Source organism: Bradyrhizobium sp., assembly GCF_049798375.1.
Taxonomy (GTDB): domain Bacteria; phylum Pseudomonadota; class Alphaproteobacteria; order Rhizobiales; family Xanthobacteraceae; genus Bradyrhizobium.
The window spans coordinates 1-8688 of sequence record NZ_JBARGP010000404.1; the positions used below are offsets into that span (position 1 = coordinate 1).

Consider the following 8688-nt stretch of genomic DNA (forward strand, 5'->3'; position numbering starts at 1 on the left):
GGCGAGCAGGCGGCGACGACGTTCTCCCAGGTGGTCTGGCCGCCTTTGCTGCGCGGAATGACGTGATCGAAAGTCAGGTCGTCGCCGGAACGGCAATATTGGCAGGCGAAGCGGTCGCGCAGGAACACGTTGAAGCGGGTGAAGGCCGGATGCGTCGACGGTTTGACGAAGGATTTCAGCGACACGACGCTGGGCAGCTGGATCTCGAAGGAGGGACTTCGGATCGCCCGGTCGTAATATTCGACGATATTCACGCGATCGAGAAACACCGCCTTGATCGCGTCCTGCCACGACCAGAGAGACAGCGGATAGTAACTCAGCGGCCGGAAGTCGGCATTCAGCACCAACACCGGCCAACCGCCTTGCGAGACATGTGCGTTCAAGTAACGCTCCTGGCCTCCATACGGCTGCGACGAAGCAGCATCTGTGACATACTACATGCAGCGTGACGGGATTGTGAAGACCCGAGAACACCTTATCCCGCATCTGCAGACTGCGCAAAAAGCGCGTCAGAACCATGGCGGCGCCGGCGGCTATGACAAGGGAATGGCGCCCAGGTGCAAGTGGCTCGCAAACAGGTGTCCGCGCTGTCAGGCCTGTGTGCAGCATATTTTACAGATCCGCCGGACGGCGCGGTCGGTCGATGGCCATGATCGTCCGTTGCCGCGGGCACCGGCGGCATATCGCCCGGTTCCGCGAGCTCGGCGGATACAGGAGCGGACAACCTATTGTGATCGAGCTGCCGCTGCGGCAGCGGTGGCTGCGGCCGTGCGGGCCGATCAACTGGCCGCCAGCAACCCTTCCTCGATCGCCTTGACTTGCAGCGCCAGGTATTTCGAGTTGATGCGGCACTGTGCGAGGCTGCCGGCGATGAAAGTGAGTCCGGGTTGGCGAGTGCGCGTGTACATGTTGCGCAGCTCCTGCTCCTCGCCAAAGCCCCAGATCGGGCCGACGCGCGCGACGACGGCGTCGCCGAACAGCTTGCGCACTAGATGCTCCTGCGGCTTGTAGCCGGTCGCGAGCACGATCAGGTCGGCCTCCGTTGTGCGGCCATCCTGCATCAGCGCGCCAGCAGCGACGAAGCGCTCGATATCGGCGAACTGGATCAGCTTGATCGCGCCGCTGACCAAAAGGTCCGAGCAGCCGACGTTGAAGTAATAGCCGCCGCCACGGGTGAGATATTTGAACTGCCAGCCGGTGTTGTCCTCGCCGAAATCAAGCTTGAAGCCGATCTTCGCGAGCCCGTCGAGCAAGGTTTGATCGAGCTGCTTCGACTGCTTGGTGATCAGCTGGTGGCTGCGCCGCGCCAGGGCGAGCGGCATCGAGGCCGCGATCAGGTCGTTATCCTCGAGTGTGCCCTCGTTATAGGGCGCATAGGCGAGCTGCGCCGACGGCTCGATATTGGTGATCAGCGTCGGTGCGCGCTGCACCAAGGTCACGTCAGCACCACTGGATTGCAAATCCTGCGCGATGTCGTGGCCGGAATTGCCGGTGCCGATCACCAGCGCGTGTTTCCCGGCCCAGGCCTCGCCGTCGTCATATTGGCTGGAATGCAGGATCCGGCCCTTGAACGTATCGAGGCCGGGAAGCTCCGGCCGGTTCGGGATGCCGCTGACGCCCGTCGCCATCACGATGTGGCGCGGATGCATGGTGCGGCGGCTGCCGTCGGCGCGGCGCAGCGTCACGGTCCAGCGCGCCTGCGCAGCGTCGTAGCTGCCGCCTTCGAACTCGGTGCCGGTCCAGAAGTTCAGCTCCATGGCGTCGACATAGGTCTCGAACCAGTTGGCGAGCTTGTCCTTCGGAATGTAGACCGGCCAGTTCGGTGGGAACGGCATGTAGGGCATGTGATTGACCTGCACCTGGTTGTGCAGGGTCAGTGCGTGATAGCGCTTGCGCCAGTTGTCGCCGATCCGGGCCTCGCGATCGACGATCAGCGTGTCGATCTGCAGCATCTTCAGCCGCGCCGCGATCGAAAGCCCAGCCTGGCCGCCGCCAACCACCAGCACGGTCGGATCGCGGTCGGCATAGGCGTTCGCAGCGTTGCGTGTGTCGAGCCAGTTCGGTCCGCGGAAATCGCGCGAATAGGCCTGGCCGCGCGGCCGCCGCGCGCCGATCGGCTCCTCAAAGCCTTTGAGCTCATCGAGCGCGGTGAGCAGCGTCCAGGTCTTCAGCCGGTCGCCATCGGCGGCATCAGGGATCAGACGGATCATGCCGGAGCCGCGGCCCTGCGCGGTTTCGAACTTGAAGATCGCCTCGATGCTTGTGGTGCCGGCGCGCGTCACCCAGCGTGGTGGCGCGCGATCGGTTGCGAGCGCAAAGCCGCAGGGTGCAGCGGCCTGCACGTCGGTTGGCAAGTCGTGCAGGATGGCGTCGCGGCCGTTCAACGTTTTGATGCGCCAGCTCAGCGCCAGCACGTCGCGCCAATAGCTGTCGGCATGGAACAACGCGCGCAGGCCGGAGGTGTCGGCGGCGGCGAGCGCCTGCTCGAACTCCGTCAGCCAGTTGGCGACCCCGATCGCGATATCCTGCGTCTTGTCGAGCATAAGCGCATCCTCCGGCCGTGTTGTCGCGCGGCGTCGTTATCAGCGAAGCCTAGCGCGGTTCGGCGGCGCACGGGAAGCGTGTTAGTCCGTCATCGAGAGCATGTGCCCTTGCTCAGGCGGAATGCGTCCACTGAGCGTATCGAGATAGACGCGCTGCACGACATCAGGCCCGCGTCCCTCGACGATGGTCAGCGAGCGCTCGAGCATTGGCGCAAAGCCCTGCCAAGCCGCGCCGAGCCTGCTCTCGATGCCGCCTGGCCCCCATTCCTTGGCGCGCTTGCGGATCTGGTCCGGGGCGAAGAACCAGACAGGCTTCGCGCCCGGCAGGCTCGCTGGGTCGCTCTCGCTGTCCTGATGCGTCATGCCGACGCGGATGGATTGCTTCAGATGATCACCGAGATGGCGGTGCAGCCGGGCGCGCAGCTCCGCGTTGCCGGCCATGTCGACGAAGACGGAAGGCGACGCCGTGTCGAGCAATTCGATTCCGTCGTAGGAGACGACCTCATCATAACAGCCGAGGGCGCGAACGAAGGCTGCATTCGCTGGCGAGGTCAGTCCGATCACGCGGACGCCGTCGCGTTGCGCGTGCAGCAGGTGGGCGAGCCCGAATGCGGTCTTGCTGGAGGCCGACGAGAGGATGATCGCGGCAGCACCGAAGACATCGTTCTCGGCGAGATAATCGTCGACCAGGAAAGAGAGCATGAACAGCGGTCGCAGCAGTGCCTGCTGATCGCCGCGATGTCCAGCGAAGGCGTCATCGCTGCCGACGCGTGCATAGGCGTTGTAGACCGCTGCCACGCCCTGCCGGTGCGGCGCCGCGTCGCGCAGGCCGCGTTGGGAGACATCGCTGGCTTCAATGACCAGATGCGTCGCCATCGGGAAAGTGCCGAACAGTCGCTCGCCTTCGCCGACGAGCGGATGCTTTGAGGCGATCACCTCGCCAAATCCCCACACCGGAATGATGCCGAAGCCGGCGGGTGCCGGAAACAGCTGCCAGTATTTGAGCTGATCGCCGAGCAGGGCGTAGGTAATGTTGTTCGCGGTGAAGGCGAAACGATCGACCTTGATCAGCAGCGTCTCTGCCGGCAATGCGTCGGCACCGGGAAGCGTGGTCTCGACGGTCTTGCAATGTTGGAGATCGTTGCGGGCGACGACGAAGTCGATGGATCTCATGATTTCGATCTCGGCGATGTCTTGGCCGATTTCGGCCGGATCCTCGCCGGTCCCGGCGAGCTTCTCGCCGCGATCTTGCCCCGTGATGATGATGGTTTTGCAACGACAACATTGTTTGAAACGGCGTTCGCTTTGGTCGGCGTTGCTTCAGCGCCGAGCACGCCTTCGCGCTTCTTGAAGGCGCGGTAGTAGGTCCACCACAGATGCGCCGCCGCCCCACGCAATGGGCGCCAGCACTCGGCGATCGGCATCATCTGCTTGGCGTTGGGACGTGCGGCGAGGCCGAGCCCGACCTTGATCGCCTCCTGGATGGCGACGTCGCCTGCGGGCCAGGCGTCGCCGTGGCCGAGGCAGAACAGCAGATAGACGTCCGCGGTCCACGGCCCGATCCCGGGCAGCGCGGTCAGCGTGTTGTGCGCGGCGTCGGCGTCCTCGTTGGCGAGTACGTCGAGGTTCAGCCGCTCGGCGGCAAGCTCGCGCGCGATATGCTTCAGCGTCTTGATCTTGGCGGCCGACAGCCCGAGCCGGCCGAGACGATCGGCGCGGGCGCGGCGCACCGCCTCCGCATCGAACGGATCGAAGGCCACCTGGAGGCGGCCCCAGATCGCGCCTGCGCTCGCGGTCGATAATTGCTGGCCGGTGACGATATGCGCGAGTCCCGTGAAGCCCGGTTCGCGCCGCCGCAGGCTCGGCGTGCCCGCGACGTCGAGCACCTGCTGCAGCCGCGGGTCCAGCCTCACCAGTGCACGGATGGCGTCGTCGAGATCGGCCTGGCTGTCGAGATGCTCGGTCATGGCAGGGCTTTCTTTGGCGTCATGCGCGGGCTTGACCCGCGCATCCATCTCATATCGAAACAGCCGATTGCTAGTCCGGTATTGACGAGATCGAATGTCCCCCGTCTTCCGCTTCGCGCCGAGCCCGAACGGCTATCTGCATCTCGGCCACGCTTATTCGGCGCTGCTTAATTTCGATCTGGCCCGCGCCGGCGGCGGCCGCTTTCTGCTGCGCATCGAGGACATCGATACGTCACGCTGCCGTCCCGCCTTCGAGCAGGCGATCTATCAGGATCTCGCCTGGCTCGGCATCACCTGGGAGCAGCCGGTGCGGCGGCAATCGGAGCATCTTGCCGAGTACGGCGCTGCGCTGGAGCGGCTCGCGGCGACGGGGCTGGTCTATCCGAGCTTCGAGAGCCGGGCCGAGATCGCGCGCCTGGTGACGCAACGCGAGACGGAGACCGGTCGGCCCTGGCCGCGGGATCCCGACGGCGCGCCGCTCTATCCCGGATGCGCCAAGGTGCTGTCGCAGGCCGAGCGCGCGCAATTGCTGGCGGGCGGCGTCCCCTATGCGCTGCGGCTCGACATGGCGGCGGCGGTCGCACGCTTCGGCGATCTCGGCTGGACCGAATTGGGGCAGGGGCCGGACGGGAAGAGCGGCGCTGTCGGGGCGCGTCCGGAGGCCTGGGGCGACGTCATCCTGGCTCGCAAGGAGACCCCCACCAGCTATCATCTTTCGGTCGTGCTCGATGACGCGCTGCAGGGGATAACCGAGGTGGTCCGTGGCCAGGACCTGTTCCACGCCACCAGCGTCCACCGGCTGCTCCAGACCCTGCTCGGCCTGCCGGAGCCGGCCTATCGGCATCACCGACTGATTCGCGACACCGAGGGGCACAAGCTGGCCAAATCCGGCCAGGCGGTCGGATTGCGCGCGCTTCGCGCCGCGGGCGCAACTCCGGCGAAAATCCGTCGCACCATTGGCGTCATATAGCCATCTGGCTCGGCGCGCTGGCATTTCTTCCATGGTTTCAAGGGGGACAACCCAAAGCCGGTCGTGACACCCAGGGGCCGGCCGTGCCATGCTTGTTCCCCAGCGCGGGTTAATCGGGAGCTTCAATCGAAAGCGGCACGACCAGACATGACGATGCAAGTGCCCCTTCGTTTCCGGAGTTCATGTCAAAGGGGCCATGATGAAGCGCGTTCGGAAGCGAGGTACGGGGTCCCGAGCCGAGCTGGCCAAGCCAGGCGCGTCCAAAGTGAAATCGTCAAAGGCGAAATCGCCTAAGGCAAAATCGTCGAAGACGGTTCCAGCCAAGACGAGCAATGCCAAAACGAGCACTGACAAGACGAGCGCTGCCAAGACCAGGCTGCTGAAGGCGCGTAGCCCTCAGGTGACCACCAAGGCGCGGGGCAAGCAGTCCCGTGGCTCCGCGGTGCGGGGCCCTGCCATTGGCGTGGTCGAAGCGGCATTGGCCGTGTTTGCCCACGAAGTTCGCACGCCACTCACCGGCATTCTGGCCATCAGCGATCTCCTGGCGACCTCCGAACTCGGGGAGCGGGAGCGGCGTTGGGTCGATACCATCAAGGCCGGGGCCGAGCATCTCTCCAGCCTCGCCACGCTGTTCGTCGATGCCGCCAAGGACGAGACCACCGGCACCGTGCCGCGGCAGGACCTGTTCGACTTGCGCGTGCTGGCGCGCGCCATCGGCGACTCGCTCGCCGGACGCGCCGCCGCCAAGGGGCTGCAGGCCGAGGTGGAGATTTCCAGCCGGCTTCCGTCGCTGATGGTCGGCGATCCCGTGCGCCTGCGCGCTGCGCTGGAGAACCTGATCGACAATGCCGTCAAGTTCACCGAGCATGGTGGCGTTGCGCTCAAGGTCGAGCCGGCCGGACGGCCAAAGCGCGGCAAGCGCAGCGCGAGTGGGAAGGGCAAGAGCGGCCAAGTCACCGTTGCCTTCGTGGTGTCGGATAGTGGCATCGGCCTGACCCTGCCGGAGATCAAGCGTCTGTTCCGGCCGTTCAGCCAGGCCAACGTCTCGATCGCCTCCCGGTTCGGCGGCGCCGGGCTCGGGCTGTCCTCGGTCAAGCAGCTCGCGCGCGCGATGGGCGGCGACGTCGCCGTCGCCTCCGATGTCGATGGCGGCACCAGCTTCACGCTGACCGTGACCTTGAGCGAGGCGGCCGCGCCGAGCGCCGACATGGTCGATACCGAGGATGGCGTGACGCTGGTGCCGGCGCGTCAATTGCGGGTGCTCGGCGTCGAGGACAATCCATTCGGCCGTGTGGTGCTGAACACCATCCTCAACGAGCTCGGCCACCAGGCCGAGTTCATCGGACGCGGCGAGGCGGCGCCGGAGCGGATCGCTCGGGGCGGACTGGACGCGGTGCTGATGGATATGGTGCTTCCCGGTATCAACGGCGTCGAGACCATCAGCCGAATCCGCAAGCTCAGCCCACCTTACGGCCAGATCCCGATCATCGGCGTGTCGGGCCGTGGCGAGGACGAGGCACCGTCGCGCGCCGCCGGCGCTGACGCCTTCCTGCTCAAGCCCGTTTCCCCGCGTGCGCTAGCGACTGCGCTGCTTGAAGCGACACACCGTGCGGCAGCCGAGATTTGATGATGGCGGCGTTCAACTCGCCGCCATAGACGAAGATCGCTGCGATGAAATACAGAAACACCAGCGCGATGATCACCGAAGCGAGCCCCGCATACATCGTGACATAGTTGTTGGCGAAGCGCGCCAGATACTGGCCGAACACGATGCCCGACACCAGCGAGGCCACGAAGGTGAAGACAATGCCGGGCAGGATCTGCAGGAAGCTGCGGCGGCCGGCCGGCAGCCAGGCGTGCAGGATGAACAGCGCGCCGATCAGCGCTGTGACGGTGATGCCGTAACGGGCGATGTTGAGCAGCTGCTCGTTGCTGTTGACGATCAGCGGGATGTAGCGCCTGACCGATTCAATGAGGAGCGGGCCGAGCACGATCAGGAACGCCATTGCCAGCGCGGTGAAAGCCGCGACCAGCGTGTAACCGATCGATTCCAGGCGTAGCCAGTACCAGCGCCGCGGCTCGACCACGTCATAGGCGCGGTTCAGCGCCACGCGCAGCGCCTCGACGCCGTTCGAGGCGAAATACAGCGCCAGCACCGCGCCGATGGTCAGCACGCCGGTCCGGGTCGTGGTCAGCACGTTGTGGATCTCGCCAGAGAGCGTGCTGGCAACTTGGGTCGGCCAGGTGTCCAGCAACAACAGCGCGGCCTGGTCGGCGAGATCCTTGGAGCCGAGAAAGCCGGCCAGCGAGGTCAGCACGATCAGGAACGGAAACAGCGCCATCAGAGTCGAGAGCGCGATATGGCTCGCGATCGCCCAACCGTCGTCGGCGAGGAAAGTGTAGAACGCGTCCAGGCAGACGTGAAAGATGTAGCGCAGCGGCCTCACATTGCACCTTTGCCCGCAACTGGTGCCGCCGATGGCACGTCGCTCCGCATCAGCATCTGATATTCTCCGGCAAAAAGCCAGATCGCCGCGGCCGCCCTCGCCATCTGGCATGGCGCTTCCCGGCCTCTGGTGTTATCTAGCGACGATGGCTTCCCTGTTGAGCAAATTCATCCTTCCCGTCGCCGTCGCTGCCGTTGCGCTGGTGCTGTTTCTCGGCCTCGTCAACATGATGCGCGGCGGCTCGCCGAACCTGTCGCAGAAGCTGATGCGCTGGCGCGTGCTGCTGCAGTTCATCGCCATCGTCATCACGATGGTCGCGGTCTGGGCAGCAGGTCGCTGATTCCCTGAGGAGAGACGCATGGTCGTTCTCAACCGCATCTACACCCGGACCGGTGACGATGGCACGACGGCACTCGGCAATGGCCAGCGTCGCCCCAAGCACGATCTACGCGTTGCCGCCTACGGAACCGTGGACGAGACCAACGCCGCAATCGGCCTGGTACGGCTGCACCTTGCGGATCATCAGCAGATCGATGCGATGCTCGGCCTGATCCAGAACGATCTGTTCGATCTCGGCGCCGACCTCGCGGTGCCCGAGCGCGAGGGCAAGGCGGAGCGCCTGCGGGTGGTGCCGAGCCAGGTCGATCGGCTCGAGCGCGACATCGACACGCTCAACGAGCATCTCGCACCGCTGACCTCGTTCGTGCTGCCGGGCGGCACGCCGGCGGCCGCCCATCTGCATCTGGCGCGGACGGTTTGCC

The 8688-nt window shown here is 65.4% G+C and carries 9 protein-coding genes; 4 read left to right on the top strand and 5 right to left on the bottom strand.

All coding sequences use genetic code 11. The annotated features are described in order from the left end of the window. The 4 genes from WA702_RS17220 to WA702_RS17235 all read right to left on the bottom strand — a co-directional run. Positions 1 to 383: HNH endonuclease (locus WA702_RS17220; protein ID WP_425111744.1), on the bottom strand; the 383-nt coding region annotated here is incomplete at its 3' end. Between the two features lie 396 nt (positions 384 to 779). Further along, the gene (locus WA702_RS17225) at positions 780 to 2543 is read right to left on the bottom strand and encodes a flavin-containing monooxygenase (protein ID WP_425111745.1); all 1764 of its coding nucleotides are present in this window, start codon (positions 2541 to 2543) and stop codon (positions 780 to 782) included. 81 nt (positions 2544 to 2624) lie between these two features. Further along, entirely contained in the window at positions 2625 to 3716 is a 1092-nt protein-coding gene (locus tag WA702_RS17230) for a DUF2855 family protein (protein ID WP_425111746.1), read from the bottom strand. Then, positions 3713 to 4510 (bottom strand): DNA-3-methyladenine glycosylase family protein, encoded by a 798-nt coding sequence (locus WA702_RS17235; RefSeq protein WP_425111750.1) that lies wholly within the window; start codon positions 4508 to 4510, stop codon positions 3713 to 3715. The genes WA702_RS17230 and WA702_RS17235 overlap by 4 nt, the downstream gene beginning before the upstream one ends. 94 nt (positions 4511 to 4604) lie before the next feature. On the opposite strand from WA702_RS17235, the gene gluQRS reads away from it, so the two are divergent. Both gluQRS and WA702_RS17245 read left to right on the top strand, forming a co-directional pair. After that, complete coding sequence (gene gluQRS, locus WA702_RS17240; protein WP_425111747.1) at positions 4605 to 5480, top strand: tRNA glutamyl-Q(34) synthetase GluQRS; 876 nt, start codon at positions 4605 to 4607, stop codon at positions 5478 to 5480. Positions 5481 to 5958: 478 nt separating this feature from the next. Continuing rightward, the gene (locus tag WA702_RS17245; protein WP_425111751.1) at positions 5959 to 7107 is read left to right on the top strand and encodes an ATP-binding protein; all 1149 of its coding nucleotides are present in this window, start codon (positions 5959 to 5961) and stop codon (positions 7105 to 7107) included. Here the strand turns inward: WA702_RS17245 and WA702_RS17250 are convergent. Beyond that, positions 7034 to 7927: a YihY/virulence factor BrkB family protein gene (locus WA702_RS17250; protein ID WP_425111752.1), complete on the bottom strand. Its 894-nt coding sequence runs from the start codon at positions 7925 to 7927 to the stop codon at positions 7034 to 7036. The two genes, WA702_RS17245 and WA702_RS17250, sit on opposite strands and share 74 nt — an antisense overlap. A gap of 145 nt (positions 7928 to 8072) precedes the next feature. On the opposite strand from WA702_RS17250, the gene WA702_RS17255 reads away from it, so the two are divergent. Together WA702_RS17255 and WA702_RS17260 are read left to right on the top strand one after the other, a co-directional pair. Continuing rightward, positions 8073 to 8267, top strand: a complete 195-nt coding sequence (locus WA702_RS17255) for a twin transmembrane helix small protein (protein WP_425111748.1) — start codon at positions 8073 to 8075, stop codon at positions 8265 to 8267. An 18-nt stretch (positions 8268 to 8285) separates the two neighbouring features. Then, a partial coding sequence (locus WA702_RS17260; RefSeq protein WP_425111749.1) for a cob(I)yrinic acid a,c-diamide adenosyltransferase occupies positions 8286 to 8688 on the top strand: 403 nt, incomplete at its 3' end.